The sequence below is a fragment of the Parerythrobacter lutipelagi genome (genome assembly GCF_005434975.1).
Classification (GTDB): Bacteria; Pseudomonadota; Alphaproteobacteria; order Sphingomonadales; family Sphingomonadaceae; genus Parerythrobacter_A; species Parerythrobacter_A lutipelagi.
This window is the reverse complement of record NZ_SKCJ01000002.1, coordinates 628200-647977: the sequence shown is the minus strand read 5'-3', so window position 1 is coordinate 647977 and position 19778 is coordinate 628200. Positions and strand designations below refer to the sequence as shown.

Below are 19778 nucleotides of genomic sequence, written 5' to 3'. Positions count from 1 at the left end.
CCCTATGCGCGATTTCGGGCGCTCGGATGACCCGCGCGTCCAGGCGCAGCTTGACCGGCTCGCAGCACTGAGCCTGCCGCAGGGGCGGCTCGGGCTCGATACGGCGCGCGAATTGCTCGCGCGGCTGGGCAATCCGCACAAGCGCCTGCCGCCGGTATTCCATGTCGCCGGGACCAACGGCAAGGGTTCGGTCTGCGCCTTCCTGCGCGCCATGCTGGAGGCCGACGGCAAGCGGGTGCATGTCACCACCAGCCCGCATCTCGTGCGCTACAACGAACGCATCCGGCTCGCGGGCAGACTGATCGAGGACGGTCCGTTGGCCGAATTGCTGGAGGAAGTTCTCGATGCGGCCGAGGGGCTGAATCCGAGCTTCTTCGAGACCACCATCGCCGCAGCCTTCCTCGCTTTCAGCCGCACACCTGCTGACGCCTGCGTGGTCGAAGTTGGCCTGGGCGGACGGTTCGATGCGACCAATGTGCTGGAGCCGGATGTGCTCGCCGCCTGCGGTATCGCCGCGCTGGGCATCGATCACGAACGCTTCCTGCTCGCGCCGGAAGACGGCGTGCCAAAAGATCCGATCGCGCGAATCGCGTTCGAAAAAGCCGGAATCATCAAGCCGGGTGTGCCGTTCGTGTGCCTGAAGCAGGACCCAAAGGCAGAACGGGCTATCGAGAGGCAGGTACGGGAAGTTGAACCAGCAGTCTGGTACACCGACTGGTACATGCAAAAGAAACAAGGTGCGCTTCACTACCGCTCCAAATTCGGATCGGTCCTCGATCTGCCGCGTCCGGGTTTATCCGGCGCGCATCAGGTAGAGAACGCCGGCCTGGCGATTGCGATGCTCCAGGTTTCCGGTCTGGGGATTTCGGAAGACGCGATCCGTAAGGGCTTGCAGAACGCGCACTGGCCGGCGCGATTGCAGCAATTGGGTGAAGGGCCGCTGACGCGCGGTGTTGGAGTACCCGTTCTCCTCGACGGAGCGCACAATGCCCAGTCCGCTGCGGTGCTGGCGCAATCCACCGGCGATGGTCCGCTGGTGATGATATCCGGCATCCTCAAGAACCGCGATCCTGCGTGCATTTTTGCCCCGTTCAAAGGCCGGGTTACACGATTCTGTGCGGTCCCGGTGCCCGGTCACGAACACCACGATCCCAAAGACCTGTGCCGCCTCGCCAACGATATCTTCGCGCTTTCCGGATCCTACCCCTGTGACGGAGTGACGCAGGCATTCGACTGGCTGCGCAACGATCCCCCTCGAGCGAACGAGCGCGTCCTTATCGCCGGATCGCTTTACCTCGCGGGTGAGGTTCTGCGCCTCAACGCGGAGCTTCCCGAGTAGCGGCGACCGGTTCACCGGCAATCGCCTCCGGTTCCGTAGAGACAAGTTCAGCCGCATCCGGTGTCACCACGCCCGATCGCGCGCCGAAACGCTTCACCCGGATCCATTCGGCGATGCACAGCGCAACCGCCAGGAAGCCGATCAGTGTGGTGAACACAAAAACATCGAAATAACCGCGGTCCTCGATCATTTTGCCCAACGCACCGCGTCCGAGCGTGCCCACCAGCAGGGTGAGTGAAGAGAGCAGCGCATATTGCACCGCGCTGTATTTCTTCGACACGATGGAGCTGAGCCAGGCCACGAACGCAGCGCCCGCTATGCCGATTGCGAGGTTCTCCCACATGATCGTGAAGGTCAGGCGCGCCAGCCCCTCGGATCCGAACGGTGCCAGGAACTCGATCAGCCGGGTGAAACCGATGGCATCGCTCGCCGCCTGCATACGCTGCCCGCCAACGGCCATATCGGCGTAAAGCAGGTTGGTGAGCGCGGCGAGCAAGGCACCGATGGTCAAAGTTGCCATTCGCCCGATCACGGTCAGCATGTAACCGCCGAGCGCAAGCCCCAGAATGATCGCGAACACGCCAAAGAATTTCGATGCAAAGGCGACTTCGTCATTCGTATAGGCGAGTTCTCCGAGGTAGAACGGGTAAGCGAACGTCCCCCAGATTGCGTCGCAGATGCGGTAAGTCAGCACGAGCGACAGGATCAGCACCAGCGACCAGCCCATCCGGCCGACGAATTCGACCAACGGCATCACCAGCGCGCGGTAAAGATGATCCATCGCAAACGCCCGGCCGCCCACCGCCGGCGCGTCTTCGGCCAGCACATTTTCACCGCGCTCCTTTTGCGAGGCGAGCCAGCCCGCGATCAGCGCAGGAATGACAACAGTGGCAACAATGATCCACGGCCCCCAGCCGAGGGTGAAATCGGTCGGGTTGGGCCGATCCTCCGGCGCGAAGGCAAGCGACATATACATGAAAGTCAGGACCACACCGATGGCACCCGCCCACAGCAGGCCGACGACGGCCAGCGCTTTGGCGCGGATATCGGGCCGCAATTCGCCCTTCCTGCGCAGGCTCAGCATCAATTCGTCTTCCGCCAGCCCGTCTTCGACATCGCCGGTCTTGCGGTCGGGCGCGAACAGGCCCGCGATACCGATCAGCAAGAGGACCGCCCCCATCCACAGATAGGTCTGCGGCCACCCGATCCGGGCGGCGATAATCAGGCCCCCTGCCCCGCCGACCAGAGCGGCGAAGCGGTACCCCATCTGGTAGATGGTCGAGAGCATATCGAGGGTGGCAACCTCGTCCGCGACGTCGATCCGCCAGGCGTTGATCGCGATATCCTGAGTCGCGCTGGCTAACGCGCCGATCCCGGCGAGCAGGCTGAACCAGCCCATATTGCTGTCGGTCGGATTGCTGAAGCTCAGCGCAACAAGGATGATGCCGAGCAGGATCTGCGCCGGAACCATCCATTGCTTGCGCTTGCCGAGTTTCGCGAAGCCGGGGATGTTGACCTTGTCGATCAGCGGCGACCACAGGAACTGGAACGCATAGGCGAGGCCGATGAGCGAGAAAACGCCCATCGTCTCCAGCTCCACCTCCGCTTCGGTCAGCCACGCGTAAAGCGTACCGAGGAACAGGGATAACGGCAGGCCGGAGGCGAAACCGAACAGCAGCATGTACAGCGCCTTGCGGTTGCCCAGTGCGCGGATGACCTCGCGAATGCCCGGTTTCTTCTTCTTCACTGCCGCAGCTTCGGCCATGCCCTAGCGTCCTTCCCGTGAGACCCGAATTCTGCGACACTACTCGCGGTCAATGGCAATAGGAAAGCTTCGATGAACCCCGTCGATACGCATGTCCCCAGATTACAGCCGACTGCCGGGCAGCTCGCGCTCGCCGAAGCGCTGGCGCGCGGTGAGACGAGCCGTGTTGAGGGGATCCGCACGGTCCCTGCTTCGGTTTACACCGACCCGCAGCACTGGCAGCGCGAGAAAGAAGCGCTGTTCGACCGGTTGCCGCAAGTGCTGTGCCCCTCTGCCTTGTTGCCCGAGCCGGGTATGGCCGTGCCGCACGACGGGACCGGACGCCCGCTGCTGATCACCCGCGACGGTGACGGAGCGGCGCATGTGTTCCTCAACGTATGCCGCCACCGCGGCACGCGGCTGGTCGAAGGCCAAGAGGTGTGCAAGGCGAAACGGCTGGTCTGTCCCTACCACGCATGGACCTATTCGGTTGACGGGCGCCTGCTTGCCCTGCCCCGCCCCGAGACCTTTCCGGGTATGGACAAGGCCGATATGCCGCTGATTGAATTACCCAGCTGCGAAGCCGGTGGTCTGATCTGGTTTGCGCCGGTCGAAGGGGCCGACTTCAGTGATGCCCGATCGCTGGGGGAGGATTTCGCAGCGTTCGGAACCGGCGACCATGTGCTGTTCCGCCGCAAGACGCATGAGGTCGCAGGAAACTGGAAACTGATCATGGATGCTTTCCTTGAAAGCTATCATGTCACCCGGCTGCACGCGAAGACCATCGGCCCGTTTTTCAAGGATGGGTGCTCGTGCAGCGACACGGTGGGGCCGCACCACCGTTCTGCCGTCGGGCGGCTGGAAGAGATGGAAAGCGTCGACCTTACCGATATGGCCGCGCTGCGCCGCGTGGTGACATTCGCCTATCAGCTGCTTCCTGCGACGATTATCATACCGAGCCCGGATTATCTCAACGTGCTGGTGCTGATGCCGCAGGATGAGGGCCATACGCTGGTGGAAGATTTCATGCTGATCCCGGAAGCGCCCGCAAGCGACAAGGCACGGCACCACTGGGAACGCAGCTGGGCGCTGCTCGACGGCGGGGTCTTCGCCAGCGAAGATTTCCGCGCGGCGGAACTGGGTCAGCAAGGCCTATCGACCGGGGCGATCCCTGAAATCACTCTAGGCACTCTCGAAGGCGGCGTTCACAAATTCCATCTCACGGTAGAGGAAGCTTTGCGCGCGGTGAACTGATGTGCAGAGGCCCGCCCGGTTCGTACCGGACGGGCCTCTGGATTTGCGGTCATGAACGAGTGTCAGTCGAATTGAGCAGCGAGACGATCGCTCATCCGCTCACCTTCGCACACTTGGGAATAGCACTGCTGCACGATCTGACGCGACTGCGGCTCCAGTTCATTGTCTTCCAGCGCGGTCTCGAACTTGGCCTTGATGTAATCTTCGCCTTCTTCAACCCGTTCCATCGTGCTTTCGTTCTTGTCACCGAATGCGGTGGTGATGTCCGTCCATACGCGGTGCACACTTCCGGAAAACGTACCGTCTTCACGTGTGTCGCCGCCGAGACGGGAAATCTCGTTGTTCAAGTTATTCACCACTTCGCGGCGTTCCGTCGCGCACTGGCGGAGCGTTTGGGAAAGCCCCGCACTTGTCGCGCTTTCAGCAGCTTTTTCGTAGCCGATGACGCTATCGATCGCGGTGTCGGTCAGGGTCTGAAGTGTTGCAATTCCGTTTGCCATGGTAGGCTCCTGTCAAATGTGAGTATTGCCTAACCAACGGACTTTTCTGGATTTATTTCCCTGCATGTTGAGCCATGAGCCCTTTATGCGGTCAAGCGGCTTGCCCGTGCGACCGACTGCCACCCGGCAGCTTACTGCGTGGGCCAACTTGATTTTTCTCTCTCCGTCGCTTCCGCTTTCGCTACGGCTGTGATCGGTGTAGAGCGCGCGCCATGCCCAAATATGATCCCCTTGCCGGCGACCGGCCCGAAGGCGAACGCATCGCCAAGCTGCTCGCACGTGCTGGAGTGGCCAGCCGCCGCGAGGTCGAGCGGATGATCGCCGACGGGCGCGTGGCTATCGATGGCAAAGTCCTTGAGACACCCGCCACCATCATCCCCACGCTGCGCGGGGTAACGGTCGACGGAAACCCCGTCGGCAAGGCTGACCGGACCCGGCTGTTCGCATTCAACAAGCCGACCGGGTTGATCACGGCCGAGCGCGATCCCGCCGGGCGACCGACAATCTACGATGCCTTGCGCAACACCTTGCCCAAGGATGCCGGCCGGGTGATGCCGATCGGCCGGCTCGACTACAACACCGAGGGCTTGCTGCTGCTGACCAATGACGGCGGACTGAAGCGCCAGATGGAACTGCCCGCCAGCGGAATTCCGCGAACCTATCGCGCGCGTGCATTTGGCGATGTGACGCAGGAACAGCTTGAGAGCCTGATCGAAGGGATCGAGATCGACGGCATGCGGTATGGCCGGATCGACGCCAATATGGAGCGCCGAACGGGCCGCAACCAGTGGATCGAAATGACCATCACGGAAGGCAAGAACCGCGAAGTGCGCCGGGTACTTGAACATTTCGGGCTCGAAGTCAGCCGCCTGATGCGCACCGCTTACGGCCCGTTCGAACTGTCCGATCTGCCGCGCGGTCAGGCGGTCGAAATCCGCAAGGGTGATCTCGACCGCTTCCGGTCGAGCCTGAAGCAGAAATGAGGGTTATTGCGGGTCAATGGCGCGGGCGAAAGATTGTCGCGCCCAAGGGCGAAACGACCCGGCCGACCGCCGACCGTACCCGCGAGACGCTGTTCTCCATGCTCGCCAGCCGGTTGGGTTCGTTCGACGAATTGCGCGTGGCAGACCTGTTCGCCGGCTCGGGCGCGCTCGGGCTTGAAGCCCTGTCACGCGGCGCCGGTCACTGCCTGTTCGTCGAACAGGAAGACGACGCGCTGAAATCGATCCGGGCGAATCTCGCCGCGTTCGATGCCCGCAGCCGAAGCGATGTCCGCGCTGGTTCGGTCATGGCGCTCGGTCCGGCGAAAGAGCCGCTGGACCTGATCCTGCTCGACCCGCCCTATGGCACAGGCGCCGGACAGGTCGCGCTCGACCGGTTGCTGCGGCTCGGCTGGATCGGCGATGCAACCTGGATCGCGTTAGAAACTTCGCGCGACGAGATCGTTACAGTGAAGGGTCTGGACATCGAAAAGGGACGCCCGGTGGGCAAGGCGAAGCTGACGCTTCTGACCCGCACATGAAACGGGCGGCCGTTCCATGGAACGACCGCCCTCCTGTCCACATCCTGCGGCATGATCGGTGGCCTGCAGGCGTGACAAAACTGTGATGAATTACATTTCGCTGGCGGGCTTGCCGGGCCAGTAGCTGAGTGGGCGGTTACCCCACTTGAGACCGGCTTCGCGCGGATTGATGCAGGCGTCCTGCTTGTCCGACATGCATACGGCATAGGTCTTGCCCTCGATCTCCACTTTGGTCGCTTGGCCGCGTGCGTTGGTTTCAACCACCGTGGGTTTCATCGTGTCACCCGCATGGTGATTGGCCATGGCGAAACTTCCTGCGCTGAAAGTGAGGCCGGTGGCGACAACTGCGGCAAAAAACTTTTTCATCGGTGTATCTCCAATTCCGTACCCATCCTTTCACAATCAATGACTTGGTCCGCCAAGGGTTCCGAGAATGCCTGCGTCCACCCAGGCTAACCCGCCTTGCACCCCGAGACGATGTTCCCTAGCTGTTCACTTGCCTTATGACTGACCTGCCCACCCCATCGACCGCCCCTGACGAGCGCGTTCCCGCCTATGCCGCGCGGCTTAATCCGCCGCAGCAGCAGGCTGTGCTAACCACGGAAGGACCGGTCTTGATGCTGGCGGGCGCTGGCACCGGCAAGACCGCCGCGCTGACTGCACGGCTGGCCCATCTGGTCGCCATGCGGCTCGCCTGGCCGAGCGAGATTCTGTGCGTAACCTTCACCAACAAGGCCGCGCGCGAAATGCGTCACCGGGTCGGCCAGCATATCGGGGACGCGGTCGAAGGAATGCCGTGGCTTGGCACATTCCATTCGATCTGCGCGAAGATGCTGCGCCGCCATGCCGAACTGGTCGGGCTGGAGAGCAATTACACCATTATCGACACCGACGATCAGCTGCGCCTGCTCAAACAGCTGATCAGGGATAATGACCTCGACGAAAAGCGCTGGCCTCCGCGCCAGCTCGCCGGACTCATCGACGGGTGGAAGAACCGCGGGCTCAATCCGGGCGATCTCGATGCGGTCGACAATGAAAGCTACGCCAACGGCCAAGGCCAGAAGTTTTACCAGCTGTATCAGGACCGGATGAAAGCGCTCAACGCCTGCGATTTCGGCGATCTGATGCTGCATATGCTCAACATCTTCCGCAAGAACCGCGAGATTCTGGCGCAGTACCAGAAACGCTTCAAATATGTCTTGGTGGACGAATATCAGGACACCAACGCCGTTCAGTACCTGTGGCTGCGGCTGCTGGCGCAGGACCGCAAGAACATCTGCGTGGTGGGGGATGACGATCAATCGATCTATTCGTGGCGCGGGGCGGAAGTGGCCAACATCCTGCGGTTCGAAAAGGACTTTCCCGGCGCGGTGGTGGTCAAGCTGGAGCAGAATTACCGCTCCACCCCGCATATTCTTGGCGCAGCCAGCGGCCTGATCCGCGAGAACACCACACGCCACGACAAGACGCTGTGGACCGAGGCGGACGGCGGCGACAAGGTCAAGATCATCGGGGTGTGGGACGGGCCCGAAGAAGCACGCCGGGTCGGCGAAGCGATCGAGCGGCTGGAAGGACAGGGCGCGGACCTCAACCAGGTCGCCATCCTCGTGCGCGCGCAATACCAGACGCGCGAATTCGAAGACCGGTTCATTCAGATCGGGATCAATTACCGCATCATCGGCGGCTTCCGTTTCTACGAGCGTGCCGAAGTGCGCGATGCCCTCGCCTATCTGCGGGTCATCGCCCAGCCGCAGGACGACCTCGCTTTCGAGCGGATTTACAACCAGCCCAAGCGCGGTCTCGGCGCGAAAACGCTGGAGAAGATGCACCAGCATGCGCGCCGCGTCGGCCTGCCGCTTGCCGCTGCATCCCTGCAACTCGCGGATAGCGACGAGTTGCCGGCGCGTGCATCCAACACGATTGCCGCGTTGATGCGCAATTTCCTCAACTGGCGCGAAATGGCAAATGGCGTGACGCCCGCTGAACTGCTGCGCACCGTGCTGGACGAGACCGGCTACAACGCCATGCTCGAAGCGGAGAAAAGCGCGGAAGCCAAGGGCCGAGCCGAAAACCTTGGCGAACTTGCCCGCGCGATGGAAGAATACGAGACGCTCGGCGATTTCCTCGAACATGTCGCGCTGGTGATGGACAACGACGCCTCGCCCGATGACGAGAAGGTCACCATCATGACCATGCACGCGGCGAAAGGGCTGGAATTCGACAATGTCTTCCTGCCGGGCTGGGAAGAGGGCGTGTTCCCCAGCCAGCGCTCGCTCGACGAAGGCGGATTGGCCAGCCTGGAGGAAGAACGCCGCCTGGCCTATGTCGCGATCACCCGCGCGAAGCGCCATTGCACCATCCTGCACGCCGCCAACCGCCGCATTTACGGCCAGTGGACCAGCAGCATCCCGAGCCGCTTCATCGCCGAGCTTCCGGACGAACATGTCGACAGCGAAACCACCCTGACCGGCGGCAAGTCGCTGTGGCAAGCGAATTGGAGCGAGAGCGACGATCCCTTCGCCCACGTCGCCCGCGACCGCCCCGGCCGCAGCGACGCGCGCGGCCCCGGCTGGCAACGCGCGCTCAGCTCAGGCTATGAAACCAAGCAGGCTGTGGTGAAGGAAAGCCGCCGCAGCGCCGCCAGCTTCGCCGCCAAACCCCGCGCCGACATCGCCGTGGGCGCGCGCGTATTTCACGACAAATTCGGCTATGGCACAGTGACCGATCAGGAGGGCAACAAGCTGACCATCGAATTCGAGCAGGCGGGCGAGAAGCGGGTGATCGACAGCTTTGTGACGGTAGCTGGGTGAGTGAGGCTACGCTGACGGCCCAAAGGTCGACCTTGGGAGAAGATCGAAAACCCGTCGATTTCGGGCGCAATGAACGAATGCTGTTCAACGAACCAAGCTGAATGTCTCTGCAAGTAAATTGACGGTCATACCATGCTGGCTTAGCCTCCGGACTTCAACTCCAACCGGAGCCTGATTTGGGGCCTAAGAAATCACCGAAATTTTCCTTTCCTACAACCGCGAAGATGCAGCCATTGCGCAGACCTATGCCGATGCATTTGAGCGTGAGGGATTTGATGTTTGGTGGGATGCTACGCTCAAATCAGGCGAAGCCTATGATGAGGTGACCGAGGCCGCTTTGCGCAGTGCAAAGGCTGTCGTTGTGCTTTGGTCGCCGCGCTCGGTGGTCTCACGTTGGGTCCGCGCTGAAGCAACAGTTGCCTATCGCAACAAGACTCTGATGCCGGTAATGATCGAACCCTGCGAACGACCCGTCATGTTTGAACTCACCCAAACCGCTGAACTTGGGCATTGGCAAGGCGCAGCGGATGATCCGACGTGGCGAAGCTTTGTGCAAGACGTGCAATCACTTGTCGGCAAAAGCAATAAGGCTCAGGATACTCCGGCACCAGACATGCCACCTTCGAAACCTGCTGCTGACAGGTCTGAGATGGCCGAGATTGCGTTGCTGCCCTTTGCTGATCTTAGCACCGACAAGGATCAGCAATCATTTATTGACGGGCTCAACGAGGAAATCCGTGACGGAATGACTACCGTTGCCAGAACCGCGCAAGTCGACGGCAAAGGCATTAGCGCACCGTACCGGCTCGAAGGCAGCGTACGTGGTTCAGCCGAGCGGTTGCGGGTAACGGTCAAGCTGGTCCAATCGAGCGACGGCAAGCAATTATGGTCCAAAAGCTTCGATGGAGCCCGGCAGGACGAGCTCGCGTTTCAAGAGCAAATCGCCTCAACGATCGAAGCCCAAATTCGATCGCACATTTTTAAAGCAGAAGTCGTTCGGTTGCAGAACATTCCTGATGGTCATCACTCGGCATTGGATTATGTCTTGAAGTCGATCGCACTTATTACGAATCTTGACACAAAATCGATCAAACTCGCTCTCGAATATGCTGGCAAAGCCATCGCGCTCAACCCTCACAATGCTGTCGCGCACGCGGTTGCGGCACGGCACTATTCAATGCTTTATCTGGAGACGGGGGACTGGAACCCAGACGAGGTCTATCGCTCTGCCCTCGATCATGCGAGCAAGGCTATGCACGGCGCGGAACAGGATTCCAACACGCTCCAATTTCTGTTCATGGCTATGGCGTCTTTGGGTGGAGACCTTGACCCATTGGAGGCAATGGCCGAACGTTTGCTGACGAAAACACCCAACAATTCCTCACTGCTAGTGACAATGGGCGCTATCAAGGCCTTGCAAGGGAAGAAGACCGCAGAATCCCGAATGTGTCTCGATACCGCAATCCGCCTCAATCCAAACTGGGAGGGGGATATCTATGTTCTGGCGATGCAGATGGCGTGTCATTTTGAGCTAGGTGAGTTTGCACTGGCGGCCGAGCGGGCAAACGAGATCATTTTTCGCAGGGAAAACTTCACCATCGCGCAAATGGTTGCTGCTGCGAGTTACGCGCATCTGGAAGAAATGGACGCGGCTCGAAAGGCGCTGGCGCAGATAAGGCCCGAGATGAAGCTCAACAAGCTTCTAGTCTGGTTCCGGGATACTGACACTCGCGAAATGCTTCGTTCGGGACTAAAACTCGCCGGTGCAAATATTTGAAAATTGGTTGTCGCAATTCCGTCATTGCATTGTCTATTTTCCGCTTACCACCCCAGCTTCCGACTTTCCATTGTCCTACACGCCCCGCGCTCGCTAAGCTGCGCGCGTTCTTTGACCGTATTGAATTTCTGCTTGCTGACATACGTAAAGCGCAAGCGCAATTTTCCCGCACAGCGTGTAACCCTGTAAGAAATACTAAATCCGCGCGAAATCAACCCGGTGGAAAATCCAACAGGGTGACACGTGTCGCCTTATTCCTACAAATCTTGCGCGAATCGGGTCAGTCGAATCCGACGCCGAGAAAGTCCGGCTTGGGGCCGTTCCATTCGCCTGCGGGGACCGGCTCTTCATCATCGTTGCGGCGCTTGCGGCCGCGTGATGCCTTTTCGGCCGCTGCCTTGGACGGCATATCCGATTTAGTCGTCTTCTCGTCGCGGCGGGGCGCCTTCGGCTTTTCCTCGCGCGGTGCGGCGTCGGATTTCTTTGCCCGGGCGCGTTTAGGCTTTTCTTCGCGCGGTTCATCCGCATCGGCCTTCTTCGCGCGTGGCTTCTTGCGCTTCTCCGCACTGTCGGCTTGGTCGGCCTTGTCGGCTTTCCCGGCACTGTTGCTAGTCGACGGGTCTTTCAGCGCGACACGGACATCGCCCTTGCCGAACACGTTAATCTTGGCGCCGGTCAGCTTCTCGACATTGTCGATCGCTTCGGCATCTTCTTTCGCAACGAAGGTGAAGGCGCGGCCCTTGGCCCCTGCCCGGCCCGTGCGGCCGATGCGGTGAACGTAGTCGTCCGGGTGCCACGGCGTGTCATAGTTGAACACGTGGCTCACGCCCTTGATGTCCAGCCCGCGCGCGGCGACATCCGAAGCGACGAGGATATTCACGTCACCCGATTTGAAGCGATCGAGTTCCTGAATGCGGCTGCCCTGATCCATGTCGCCATGGATCTCGCTGCTGCGGAAGCCACGCTTCTGCAAATGCTTGTTCAGGTCGCGAACCGTGGTCTTCTTGTTGGCAAAGATCATCGCCGTTTCGACCAGATCGTTGTTGAGCAGCCATTCGAGCGTTTCGCGTTTCTGGCGGCTTTCCACCGGCACCTTGAAAGCGGTGATGTCCTGATTGGTCGAGGCTGCGCGGCTGACTTCGATCCGCTTGGGATTGTTGAGAAATTTCTTCGCCAGCTTTTCAATCGGCGGCGGCATTGTGGCGCTGAACAGCATCGTCTGACGCGTTTCAGGCAACTTGGAACAGATGAATTCGATATCGGGGATGAAGCCCATGTCGAGCATGCGGTCGGCTTCGTCGATGACCAGCAGTTCGCAGCCGTTGAGCAGGATCTTGCCGCGTTCAAACAGATCCATCAGTCGGCCCGGCGTGGCGATGAGAACGTCGACGCCCTCGTTCAACGCCTTGACCTGATCGCCCATCTGCACGCCGCCGATCAGCAGGGCCATTTTCAGATCGTGGTTCTGGCCGTATTTCTCGAAGTTTTCCGCCACCTGCGCCGCGAGTTCTCGGGTCGGCTCGAGGATGAGAGAGCGCGGCATCAGCGCTCGGCGGCGACCGGCGGCCATGATGTCGATCATCGGCAGGACGAAGCCCGCTGTCTTGCCGGTCCCCGTCTGTGCGATACCGATGATGTCTTTCATCATCAGCACCGCCGGAATAGCTTCCGCCTGGATGTCGGTCGGCGTGGTGTAGCCGGCGTCTGCGACGGCTTTCAGCAAGGGTTCGGAGAGGCCGAGGTCGGCAAAGTTCATAGGTTTCGAATGTGCCCGGATATACAGGGGCCCGAAAGCCCGATTGTGCAATGCGGCAAAATCCGCACGCCAGTGGCCGCGCCTTTGCGCTCCACAGGGGGAAATGTCAAGAAATCGCCGCTTGGGCGTAACAGGTCCGGATCAGGTGTCGACCCGGATCAATTGGCGGATCCGGCTAAGCTCGCACTTGGCGCCGGTGCGCGATTGCAGCTTGTCACGATCGACGCAGATATTCCCGTCGCGGCTCGGCTCGACATAGAAGCCGGAGTAATAGTCCCTGGCGGAGCAGGCCTTCTCCAGATTTGCCGCGATGATCCGCTGGTCCCGCATGAACAGCATTAGCCGGTTGTCCTGCGTCGGCATGACCCCGGCGATCCCGTTGACCGGCAAGCATTTGCCGATCTTGCGCTCGACCATGTTCTTGGGAATTTCCCCGCGCGGCAAAGTCGCTGTCAGGTCGGTTCGGGCTGGCCGCCGCGGAGATACACGAATGATGACACGGCGCTCGACACGGACCTGATGCTGGATCGGGAATGATGTCTGCGCGTCAAACAGGATCCACCCCTGTGCCGGTTGCGGCTGGCTGGGCTGCGCATCGGGCGTCAGGCCCCACAGCTCTTCATTAACCGATGGCCTCGGCTGTTCAGGAGCGTGCGGCACGTCATCCGCAGGCTGCGGCAAGAGCAGCGCCAAAGGCAGGATAAGGGAAGAAAAATTCGGCATTGCGATTGTGTTTGCAAACTCCCTCGACCGTGCGCGGCACCAATAAAGCGTCGTCACGATCAGGCGGAAATAGCGGGCGCGGTTGAATGTCGGCTTAATTGCCCGCCACATATTTGCAAGTTCGTGCCGGGACTGTGGCGTAATCGGCACGGTCTGTGCCATAGCGGCGACAATGACCGACCGACGCGAATTTCTCATGCGCGCTGAAGCGCTGCTGGGTGAAAAAGGCCTGACCTCACAGCCGGACGAGATGGCACCGTGGCTGACCGACTGGCGCGGGCGATACCGTGGTGCCGCGCTCGCCCTTGCCTCGCCCGCCACCACCGAACAGGTGGCCGGCCTGGTCGCACTGTGCGCTGAATACCGCATCGCCATCGTTCCGCAGGGCGGCAATAGCGGGATGTCGGGCGGAGCGACGCCTGACGAAAGCGGCAATTCCATCGTGCTTTCGCTGCGCCGCATGGACCGAATCCGCTCGCTCGACGCCGATGCGCGGATGGTCACTTGCGACGCCGGCCTGATCTTGCAGAACCTGCACGATGCGGCCGCGAAGGAAAGGCTCCGCTTTCCCCTCACCCTGGGCGGCAAAGGGTCAGCCACGATTGGTGGACTGATCTCGACCAACGCCGGGGGAACGCAGGTTTTGCGTCATGGCGCAATGCGCGCGCAGGTCCTCGGCATCGAAGCGGTGCTGGCGGACGGGCAGATCTTCGATGCACTGGTGCCGCTGAAGAAGGACAATCGCGGGTTCGATCTCAAGCAGATGCTGATCGGATCCGAAGGGACGCTGGGTGTGGTGACCGGGGCAACCCTGCGGCTATTGCCCGAAATCGGCGGGCGCACCGTCATCTGGGCGGGGCTCGGGTCGATCACCGATGCACGCAAGCTGCTGCTTCATTGTGAGCGTGTTGCCGGAGATCACCTCGAAGGGTTCGAGGTTCTGCCTGCGCACAGCCTCGCCGCTGTGCTCGATCATCTGCCCGATGCACGGTCTCCACTGAATGACATATATGCGTGGAATGCGCTGATCGAACTCGTGGCCGAAGAGGGGCAGACTGACGATCTGCCCGAACTGGCAGAGCGGATGCTGGAGGCACCGTTCGAAAACGGCGTGATCGGTGATGCGGTGATAGCGGCCAACGAAACCCAGGCAGAGCAATTCTGGCTGCTGCGCGATTCGATTTCGCCGGCAGAACGCGCGATCGGGCCTGCCATGCAGCACGACATTTCCGTACCGATCGAACGGATGGCTCGCTTTGTCGAAGCCGCCGTACCGCAGGTGGAGGCGCGCTTTGCGGACACGACGGCCATCGCATTCGGCCACCTCGGCGATGGCAATGTACATTTCCATGTGTTGGCCCCCGGCAATGCCGTCGCAGGCGAGTGGGAAGTCAGTGAAGGCAAGGAAATCAGCGCTTTCGTGCATGATCTTGTTACCGAATGGGGCGGCTCAATCAGCGCCGAGCACGGAATCGGGCAGATGAAAGTGGGCGAATTGGGCCGCTTGGGCGATCCGGTCGCGCTGCACATGATGCGCAGCGTGAAGCGCGCCCTCGATCCGCAGGGAATTCTCAATCCCGGCAAGCTGGTACCGCTTGCGCCGGAAGGCTCCAGCCCCTAAAGCGCGCGCTTCACGCGCCGGGGGGCGCTCGCCTCCTGCCGTTCAGACATTCAATTGTGATCCGGAGACATCCCCATGGCCAGCGCGCCGCAGCCCAGCCTTCCCCTGTTCTACAAGGACCTTATGCCGCTCAACAGCCGCGACCATAAGGATTACAAAGCCAAGTCAATGGACTCCGCCGATTGGCTCAAGTCGCAGCACGCGATTCCGCTGACGGTCGACGAATTCGTTCAGGCACAGCGTAACTTCCCGATCGTGTTCTCGTCCGGCGATAATCCGCTGCCGCTGGCACTGATGGGCCTGAATGAAGGCGTGAATGCTTTTGTCGACGACAATGGCAAGGTGAACGATCCGATCTACCTGCCGGCCTATATTCGCCGCTACCCCTTCATGCTGGCCAAGCTGACACAGGAAACCGAGGAGCTGTCTCTCTGCTTCGACCCGACCGCTGATCTGGTCGGCGAATTCGACGAAGGTCAGCCGCTGTTCGACGGCGACGGTGCGAGCGAACAGACCAAGGCCATTCTGAAATTCTGCGAAGATTTCGAACAGGCCGGTCAGCGCACCAAGGCGTTCATTGACGAGCTTAAAGCACATGACCTCCTGATGGACGGTGAAATCGCTATTTCGACCGAGCAGAATGCAGACAAGCCCTACGTCTATCGCGGGTTCATGATGGTCAATCAGGAAAAGCTGCGCGAAATGCGCGGTGACCAACTGCGCAAGTGGAATGAGAACGGACTTCTCATGCTGATCCATGCGCATATCTTCTCGCTCGATCTGATGCGCAATATTTTCGCGCGCCAGCAGGCTCAGGGCAAAGGTCCGGCCCTCGCACCGGCTAGCTAACGCCGGCCGGCCAGACACGGCCGATTGCTGAAAAATGTTGGGGTCGCAGCAGGGTTGAAACGCCCCGCTGCGACCCCATATTTGTTGTATCCGGACAGCTTCCCCCCTCACGCTGTCCGGTACGGTGCATTTCGGTGCACCATCCCTGAACCTTGGCCACCTCGTGCACCCCCTGCGCGAGGTGGTTTTTTCGTTTCAGGGCCCGGTTATTCCGCCGCCAATTGCTGCTCGCGGCCCCTGCCAAGGCTCGCAACCTCTTCGGCAAGGGCGCGAACCAGCCGTGAGAGATGCGCTGCGACATGCTCGACACCGTCGGTCGTGTCGGCAAAGTCAGCATCGAGATAAAGCGAGCGGCAGATTTCTATCTGGATCGCGTGCCGGTTGTTCCGCACGTTCGCGTGCCTGTCCAGCACATATCCCCCTGCATAGGGGCGGTTGTGCGCCACCGGCACGCCCTCGGCAGACAGGTGCCGCAAGGAACAGGCGACCAGGCGGTCGGCTGCGGACGCTCCGAAACGGTCGCCAATCACATATTTGGCGGATTGATCATGCGGGTGCGCGCGCTTCAACGGCGGCATCGAATGCAGGTCGACCAGCAAGGCTGCCCCCCACCGCTGTGCGCAGTGCGCGAGCACCGATTCGAGTGCCCGATGGTAAGGCGTGTGGACTTGCCCGAGCCGGGCATCGAGATCGGAGCCTGACAGCGGTCTGGTCCAGATTTCTCCAAGGCCCGGCAGCCTGCGCGGCACCAAGCCGAGTCCGCTTCGTGCCCGCTGGTTGCCCGCCGGATTGGTGCGACCGGACGGGCCGCCTTCCGTCACCATGGTCCAGTCCACATCATCGCACGCACGGTTCAGATCGATCAACGCGCGCGGGGCGTGTGCGACCAGCAGACCGGCACCGGTCTGGCGCGCCACCTCCGCGGCAATTCGGTCGACATAGCGGTCTTCCAGCCTCAGCGCCGACCATTCAGGGCGCCGCATCCGCTGCCATAACGTCTCGGGATACGTGCGTCCTGCATGCGGTACCGCGAGAATGACCGGGGTTGGCAGGTCTTCCATAACCGAAAGCGTGTACGCCGGGCTGCGCGTTCCGGGGATCATCCCGCCTCTGTGCGACAGCGATTCCCATCGATTTGGCGGTGTCTCGGTCATTCGCACCCTTGCTGCCCGTTTGCCAATGCTGTGTCAAAGCAGGGCGCATGTTACATCGCGAAAGATTTCTTAAGCAGAATCGACTACCAAGCCGGAATGACGGAACCACAGAAACTACGAATCCTCCTCGCCGAAGACGAAGAGGCCATGCGCATTTACCTGGCGCGTGCGCTGGAAAACGCCGGCTATGAAGTTGTTTCCGTCGATCGGGGCACTGAAGCTGTACCCAAGCTGGAGGCCGAGCGATTCGATCTGCTCTTGTCGGATATCGTGATGCCCGAAATGGATGGGATCGAGCTCGCTCAGCGCTGCAACGAAATCAGCCCCCAGACGAAGGTGATGTTCATCACCGGATTCGCCGCGGTCACCTTGAAGGCGAGCCGCGAGCAGCCGCAGGCGAAAGTACTTTCGAAGCCGTTTCACCTGCGCGATCTCGTGCTGGAAGTTGAGCGCGTCTTCGCCGGCGAAGCTGCTGCATCGCTTTAAACCGCATTCAGCCCTTGCGTGGCCGGTAGCCCCTCGCTAAAGGGCGCGCCTGCCGCGATTGCGGCGCACTCGATGACGTGGGCGTATAGCTCAGTGGTAGAGCACTGTATTGACATTGCAGGGGTCGGAAGTTCAACTCTTCCTACGCCCACCATCGAGACGACAGGCCCGCCCTCACCGGCGGGCTTTTTCGTACCTGCCTTTCCGTTCCCGCCCCTCCCTTGCGCCTCCGCCCTCCTCTGCTAAAGCGCGCGCAACGATTTTCCCCGAAAGAGGCAACAGGCAATCATGCAGAAAATTCAGGTCAAGAACCCGGTCGTCGAACTCGATGGCGACGAAATGACGAAGATCATCTGGCAGTGGATCCGCGAACGGCTGATCCTGCCCTATCTCGATGTCGACCTGAAGTATTACGACCTCTCGATCGAAGGCCGCGATGCATCCGATGACCAGATCACCATCGATGCGGCCAATGCGATCAAGGAACACGGCGTGGGCGTCAAATGCGCCACAATCACTCCGGATGAAGCCCGGGTTGAGGAATTCGGTCTCAAGCAGATGTGGCGCAGCCCCAATGGTACGATCCGCAACATTCTGGGCGGGGTGGTTTTCCGCGAGCCGATCGTGATCGACAATGTTCCGCGCCTTGTGCCGGGATGGACCGATCCGATCGTGGTTGGCCGCCATGCCTTTGGTGACCAGTATCGCGCCACCGACACGCTGATTCCCGGTGCCGGCAAGCTGCGCCTGGTATTTGAGGGCGCTGACGGCAAGAACATCGATCTGGACGTGTTCGAATTCGAAGCCCCGGGCGTTGCCATGGCGATGTACAACCTCGACCAGTCGATTCGTGACTTCGCTCGCGCCAGCATGAATTACGGCCTCGATCGCGGCTGGCCGGTTTACCTGTCGACCAAGAACACCATCCTCAAGAAATACGATGGCCGTTTCAAAGACCTGTTCGAAGAAATCTACGAAGCGGAATTCAAGGACAAGTTCGAGAAAGCCGGAATCCACTACGAACACCGCCTGATTGACGACATGGTCGCCGCGGCGATGAAGTGGAACGGCAAATTCGTCTGGGCCTGCAAGAACTACGACGGTGACGTGCAGTCGGACACGATCGCGCAGGGCTTCGGCTCGCTCGGCCTGATGACGTCTGTCCTGATGACACCCGATGGCAAGACAGTCGAGGCGGAAGCTGCGCACGGCACAGTCACCCGCCACTTCCGCCAGCACGAGCAGGGCAAGGCAACCTCGACCAACCCGATCGCCAGCATCTTCGCCTGGACTCGCGGCCTGATGTATCGCGGCAAATTCGACGACACGCCCGACGTGGTGAAATTTGCTGAGACGCTCGAACGGGTCTGCATCGAAACGGTCGAGAGCGGTCAGATGACCAAGGATCTCGCCTTGCTCATCGGTCCGAAGCAGAACTGGCTCACCACCGAACAGTTCTTCGAAGCGATTGTGAACAATCTCGAAAAGGAAATGGCCAGCTGGGCCTGATCCGCAAGCTTTCAGGGGGCCGCATCGGGTTTTTGCTCGGTGCGGCCCTTATGATTCTAGCCTCGCCAGTGATGGCGCCGCAATTGCTGGCGTTTCCGCATTCGGTGGAAACCGAGATCGGAACCGTTCATTCGGAGAAACCGCTCGACGCAGCCATGCTGCAGAAGAGCGTAAGAACGGTGCAGGAGAGGATGGCGACAACGCTCCTTGCCTCTCAAGCTGAAGCTCGCCCGATTTTCATCACCGACGGGGGATGGCGTTGGCAATGGCTAGCGATCAGCTCCTCGCGTTCGCTTGCTATCACCCGGCCCCTCAATTCTGCGGTTGTGGTCAACAAGGCCGATCCTGAAACCGGAACCATCCAATCCATCGGTGGGGAACGCACGCTGGGGGCCGTGCTTGCTCATGAATTCACCCACGGCTTGATCCGCCGCCGGTTCGGCATCTTGAGCTCGATCGGTTTTCCGCAGTGGAAGGTCGAAGGCTACTGCGACTACGTAGCTGGCGAAAGCGCGCTTTCGGAAAAACAGGCAGCCGACCTCAAGCGTAGCGGAACCGATCATCCGGCGCTCATTTATTACCACGGACGCATCCGCGTCGCCGAAATCCTCGCCGACAATGGCGAATCGGTCGACGATCTATTTATGCAGGAGCATTAATGACCCGACAGGGACAGAAACCGGCCAAGCGGCCGGCACGCCGCAAGCCGGCCGCCGAGAAATTCGGCGCCCGGC

Annotated in this window: 17 protein-coding genes and 1 tRNA gene; 12 read left to right on the top strand and 6 right to left on the bottom strand. The window is 60.7% G+C overall.

The window, feature by feature from the left end; genetic code table 11:
• Positions 1–4: 4 nt before the first annotated feature.
• On the top strand, positions 5–1339 hold the full coding sequence (locus E0502_RS11455; RefSeq protein WP_137678134.1) for a bifunctional folylpolyglutamate synthase/dihydrofolate synthase: 1335 nt from the start codon (positions 5–7) through the stop codon (positions 1337–1339).
• Here E0502_RS11455 and E0502_RS11450 read toward each other — a convergent pair.
• Positions 1317–3104, bottom strand: a complete 1788-nt coding sequence (locus tag E0502_RS11450) for an AmpG family muropeptide MFS transporter (protein ID WP_137678133.1) — start codon at positions 3102–3104, stop codon at positions 1317–1319. The genes E0502_RS11455 and E0502_RS11450 overlap by 23 nt on opposite strands.
• 72 nt (positions 3105–3176) lie before the next feature.
• On the opposite strand from E0502_RS11450, the gene E0502_RS11445 reads away from it, so the two are divergent.
• On the top strand, positions 3177–4337 hold the full coding sequence (locus tag E0502_RS11445; protein ID WP_137678132.1) for an aromatic ring-hydroxylating oxygenase subunit alpha: 1161 nt from the start codon (positions 3177–3179) through the stop codon (positions 4335–4337).
• Positions 4338–4399: 62 nt separating this feature from the next.
• Here E0502_RS11445 and E0502_RS11440 read toward each other — a convergent pair whose 3' ends face one another.
• Positions 4400–4837: a ferritin-like domain-containing protein gene (locus E0502_RS11440; RefSeq protein WP_137678131.1), complete on the bottom strand. Its 438-nt coding sequence runs from the start codon at positions 4835–4837 to the stop codon at positions 4400–4402.
• A gap of 212 nt (positions 4838–5049) precedes the next feature.
• Here E0502_RS11440 and E0502_RS11435 point away from each other — a divergent pair, with 212 nt between their 5' ends.
• Both E0502_RS11435 and rsmD read left to right on the top strand, forming a co-directional pair.
• Positions 5050–5820, top strand: coding sequence for a pseudouridine synthase (locus E0502_RS11435; protein WP_137678130.1), 771 nt, complete (start codon positions 5050–5052; stop codon positions 5818–5820).
• Positions 5817–6359, top strand: coding sequence for a 16S rRNA (guanine(966)-N(2))-methyltransferase RsmD (rsmD, locus tag E0502_RS11430; RefSeq protein WP_137678129.1), 543 nt, complete (start codon positions 5817–5819; stop codon positions 6357–6359). The genes E0502_RS11435 and rsmD overlap by 4 nt, the downstream gene beginning before the upstream one ends.
• Positions 6360–6449: 90 nt before the next feature.
• Here rsmD and E0502_RS11425 read toward each other — a convergent pair whose 3' ends face one another.
• Positions 6450–6725 (bottom strand): hypothetical protein, encoded by a 276-nt coding sequence (locus tag E0502_RS11425; RefSeq protein WP_137678128.1) that lies wholly within the window; start codon positions 6723–6725, stop codon positions 6450–6452.
• Between the two features lie 137 nt (positions 6726–6862).
• On the opposite strand from E0502_RS11425, the gene E0502_RS11420 reads away from it, so the two are divergent.
• Positions 6863–9169: an ATP-dependent helicase gene (locus tag E0502_RS11420; RefSeq protein ID WP_137678127.1), complete on the top strand. Its 2307-nt coding sequence runs from the start codon at positions 6863–6865 to the stop codon at positions 9167–9169.
• A 190-nt stretch (positions 9170–9359) separates the two neighbouring features.
• Positions 9360–10946: a TIR domain-containing protein gene (locus tag E0502_RS11415; protein WP_137678126.1), complete on the top strand. Its 1587-nt coding sequence runs from the start codon at positions 9360–9362 to the stop codon at positions 10944–10946.
• Positions 10947–11226: 280 nt separating this feature from the next.
• Here E0502_RS11415 and E0502_RS11410 read toward each other — a convergent pair whose 3' ends face one another.
• Together E0502_RS11410 and E0502_RS11405 are read right to left on the bottom strand one after the other, a co-directional pair.
• On the bottom strand, positions 11227–12702 hold the full coding sequence (locus E0502_RS11410) for a DEAD/DEAH box helicase (RefSeq protein WP_137678125.1): 1476 nt from the start codon (positions 12700–12702) through the stop codon (positions 11227–11229).
• 141 nt (positions 12703–12843) lie between these two features.
• Entirely contained in the window at positions 12844–13425 is a 582-nt protein-coding gene (locus E0502_RS11405) for a hypothetical protein (protein ID WP_137678124.1), read from the bottom strand.
• 172 nt (positions 13426–13597) lie between these two features.
• Between E0502_RS11405 and E0502_RS11400 the strand changes: the two genes are divergently transcribed.
• On the top strand, positions 13598–15046 hold the full coding sequence (locus tag E0502_RS11400; protein ID WP_137678123.1) for an FAD-binding oxidoreductase: 1449 nt from the start codon (positions 13598–13600) through the stop codon (positions 15044–15046).
• 75 nt (positions 15047–15121) lie between these two features.
• On the top strand, positions 15122–15895 hold the full coding sequence (locus E0502_RS11395) for a SapC family protein (RefSeq protein WP_137678122.1): 774 nt from the start codon (positions 15122–15124) through the stop codon (positions 15893–15895).
• A gap of 206 nt (positions 15896–16101) precedes the next feature.
• Here E0502_RS11395 and E0502_RS11390 read toward each other — a convergent pair whose 3' ends face one another.
• On the bottom strand, positions 16102–17049 hold the full coding sequence (locus E0502_RS11390) for an N-formylglutamate amidohydrolase (protein ID WP_137678121.1): 948 nt from the start codon (positions 17047–17049) through the stop codon (positions 16102–16104).
• Positions 17050–17145: 96 nt separating this feature from the next.
• Here E0502_RS11390 and cpdR point away from each other — a divergent pair, with 96 nt between their 5' ends.
• From cpdR to E0502_RS11370, 4 genes are all read left to right on the top strand, one after another.
• Positions 17146–17535 (top strand): cell cycle two-component system response regulator CpdR, encoded by a 390-nt coding sequence (gene cpdR, locus E0502_RS11385; RefSeq protein ID WP_137678790.1) that lies wholly within the window; start codon positions 17146–17148, stop codon positions 17533–17535.
• Between the two features lie 79 nt (positions 17536–17614).
• A tRNA-Val gene (locus tag E0502_RS11380) sits at positions 17615–17689 on the top strand.
• A gap of 134 nt (positions 17690–17823) precedes the next feature.
• A complete protein-coding gene (locus tag E0502_RS11375; protein ID WP_137678120.1) occupies positions 17824–19044 on the top strand; it encodes an NADP-dependent isocitrate dehydrogenase in 1221 nt (406 codons plus the stop codon).
• A 32-nt stretch (positions 19045–19076) separates the two neighbouring features.
• Positions 19077–19703, top strand: coding sequence for a hypothetical protein (locus E0502_RS11370; protein WP_137678119.1), 627 nt, complete (start codon positions 19077–19079; stop codon positions 19701–19703).
• Positions 19704–19778 lie beyond the last annotated feature (75 nt).

Bases quoted from the DNA above. Each gene is read 5' to 3' on its own strand.
- E0502_RS11390 (WP_137678121.1), bottom strand. From the start codon at position 17,049: ATGACCGAGACACCGCCAAATCGATGGGAATCGCTGTCGCACAGAGGC.
- E0502_RS11405 (WP_137678124.1), bottom strand. From the start codon at position 13,425: ATGCCGAATTTTTCTTCCCTTATCCTGCCTTTGGCGCTGCTCTTGCCG.
- E0502_RS11435 (WP_137678130.1), top strand. From the start codon at position 5,050: ATGCCCAAATATGATCCCCTTGCCGGCGACCGGCCCGAAGGCGAACGC.
- E0502_RS11420 (WP_137678127.1), top strand. From the start codon at position 6,863: ATGACTGACCTGCCCACCCCATCGACCGCCCCTGACGAGCGCGTTCCC.
- cpdR (WP_137678790.1), top strand. From the start codon at position 17,146: ATGACGGAACCACAGAAACTACGAATCCTCCTCGCCGAAGACGAAGAG.
- E0502_RS11395 (WP_137678122.1), top strand. From the start codon at position 15,122: ATGGCCAGCGCGCCGCAGCCCAGCCTTCCCCTGTTCTACAAGGACCTT.
- E0502_RS11375 (WP_137678120.1), top strand. From the start codon at position 17,824: ATGCAGAAAATTCAGGTCAAGAACCCGGTCGTCGAACTCGATGGCGAC.
- E0502_RS11450 (WP_137678133.1), bottom strand. From the start codon at position 3,104: ATGGCCGAAGCTGCGGCAGTGAAGAAGAAGAAACCGGGCATTCGCGAG.
- E0502_RS11425 (WP_137678128.1), bottom strand. From the start codon at position 6,725: ATGAAAAAGTTTTTTGCCGCAGTTGTCGCCACCGGCCTCACTTTCAGC.
- E0502_RS11455 (WP_137678134.1), top strand. From the start codon at position 5: ATGCGCGATTTCGGGCGCTCGGATGACCCGCGCGTCCAGGCGCAGCTT.
- E0502_RS11400 (WP_137678123.1), top strand. From the start codon at position 13,598: ATGACCGACCGACGCGAATTTCTCATGCGCGCTGAAGCGCTGCTGGGT.
- E0502_RS11445 (WP_137678132.1), top strand. From the start codon at position 3,177: ATGAACCCCGTCGATACGCATGTCCCCAGATTACAGCCGACTGCCGGG.
- rsmD (WP_137678129.1), top strand. From the start codon at position 5,817: ATGAGGGTTATTGCGGGTCAATGGCGCGGGCGAAAGATTGTCGCGCCC.
- E0502_RS11440 (WP_137678131.1), bottom strand. From the start codon at position 4,837: ATGGCAAACGGAATTGCAACACTTCAGACCCTGACCGACACCGCGATC.
- E0502_RS11410 (WP_137678125.1), bottom strand. From the start codon at position 12,702: ATGAACTTTGCCGACCTCGGCCTCTCCGAACCCTTGCTGAAAGCCGTC.